Annotated in this window: 3 protein-coding genes; all 3 read left to right on the top strand. The window is 60.6% G+C overall.

Going from position 1 to position 1,918, the window contains the following annotated elements:
• Window positions 1-121: 121 nt before the first annotated feature.
• Window positions 122-1,129 carry a molybdopterin oxidoreductase family protein gene (locus V6C16_RS12170; protein ID WP_333543318.1) on the top strand — a complete coding sequence of 336 codons (1,008 nt, stop codon included), beginning with the start codon at window positions 122-124 and terminating at the stop codon, window positions 1,127-1,129.
• 9 nt (window positions 1,130-1,138) lie between these two features.
• Entirely contained in the window at window positions 1,139-1,468 is a 330-nt protein-coding gene (locus tag V6C16_RS12175) for a chaperone NapD (RefSeq protein ID WP_333543319.1), read from the top strand.
• A partial coding sequence (locus V6C16_RS12180; RefSeq protein ID WP_333543320.1) for a 4Fe-4S dicluster domain-containing protein occupies window positions 1,465-1,918 on the top strand: 454 nt, incomplete at its 3' end. The genes V6C16_RS12175 and V6C16_RS12180, both read left to right, overlap by 4 nt.

Raw genomic sequence — 1,918 nt, forward strand, 5'->3', positions numbered from 1 at the left:
TTTAGACAGTGTCTAGAGCAGATTAACTTTGAGAATGTACATTCTCAAAGTTTAAGTCACGCTCGCTTCGATGCTTAACCGCGCAAGTAAATAGCTCTGCTGTCTTTATCCGTAACTTCCTTTGTCGCCCGAGCCGGGCTATCATACGGTGGCCCTGTTTGAAGCCCTGGGCCGTGGCGACGTGAAGTGCATGATTATCTGCGAAACCAATCCGGCCCACACCCTGCCCAATCTGAACAAGGTGCACAAGGCCATGTCCCACCCGGAATCCTTCATCGTCTGCATCGAGGCTTTTCCCGATGCCGTGACGCTGGAGTATGCCGACCTTGTGCTGCCGCCGGCCTTCTGGTGCGAGCGCGACGGCGTGTACGGCTGCGGCGAGCGGCGCTATTCGCTTATCGAAAAAGCCGTGGAGCCGCCCGGACAGTGCCGCCCCACGGTAAATACGCTTGTGGAATTCGCCAAGCGCGCGGGGGTGGACCCCAAACTTGTGAATTTCAGCAACGCCGAGGACGTCTGGAACGAGTGGCGCATGGTGTCCAAGGGAACCACCTATGACTTCTGGGGAATGACAAGGGACCGCCTGCGTAAGGAATCGGGCCTGATCTGGCCTTGCCCCAGCGAGGACCACCCCGGCACGTCGCTGCGTTATGTGCGCGGGCAGGACCCGTGCGTTCCGGCTGATCATCCTGATCGCTTCTTTTTCTACGGCAAGCCCGACGGCAGGGCCGTGATCTGGATGCGCCCGGCCAAGGGCGCTGCTGAAGAACCGGATGCGGATTACCCCCTGTATCTCACGTCCATGCGCGTTATCGACCACTGGCATACGGCCACCATGACGGGCAAGGTCCCTGAACTGCAAAAGGCCAACCCCATAGCCTTTGTGGAAATAAATGAGGAGGATGCCGCAAAGGCGGGTATCAGGCACGGGGACAGCGTCATTGTGGAAACACGCCGGGACGTCATGGAACTGCCCGCCAGGGTCAGTGATGTCTGCCGCCCAGGGCTGATTGCGGTGCCGTTTTTTGATCCCAAAAAACTGGTCAACAAGCTTTTTCTGGACGCCACCGACCCCGTCTCGCGTGAGCCGGAGTACAAGATCTGCGCCGCGCGCGTCCGCAAGGCATAGGAGGAAGACATGGCCATTGCCGGAATTGTCGTCAGTGCGCCTCAGGAGCGTCTGGCCGAACTGCGCATCCTGCTGCTCGGTCTGCGGGGCGTGCTTGAGGTTAGGGAAACGGCGGGTGCGGGCAGGCTGGCCGTGGTGCTGGAAAGCCCCTCGCACACCTTGCAGCGCGATCTGGAACATGTGAACGGGCTGCCGCATGTGCTCATGCTGGATGTGGCCTTCATCAACTACGAGGATGATCTGGACAGCCAGGGGCATATGCGCTGTCCGCCGCACAGGCGGAAAGAACAGTGTCTTGTCCTGTCAGAGGACGGGGCCGACGCCGGGAGCCTGCAATGAACGTTTTTCTTCCGCCGTTGCGCCCGCCCGGCGCGGCGGCGGAAGAAGCTTTTTTGCGGCTGTGCGTGCGCTGCGGGCAATGCGTTACGACTTGCCCGCACAAAAGCATCGAGCTGATGGGGGGCATGGGCCGTTCCCGGCGCACACCGCGCGTCGTGGCGGGGAAAATTCCCTGCTATCTCTGCATGAAATGTCCGCCTGTATGCCCCTCCGGTGCGCTGGACGCCGGGGTGACGGACATGGCCCGGGCAAATATGGGCCGTGCCTATATTCTGAAGGACCGTTGCCACAATTACGCAGGAGGCGTCATGTGCATGACCTGCTATGACCGCTGCCCCCTGCGGGGTTCCGCCGTGGTGCTCTCCGGCGGCCTGATACCGGCCATGACCACGGCCTGCGTGGGTTGCGGCATTTGCGAATATGTCTGTCCCGTGCGTGCTGTGGAAATAT

This window comes from Desulfovibrio sp. 1188_IL3213, from assembly GCF_036763145.1.
Taxonomy (GTDB): Bacteria; Desulfobacterota; Desulfovibrionia; order Desulfovibrionales; family Desulfovibrionaceae; genus Desulfovibrio.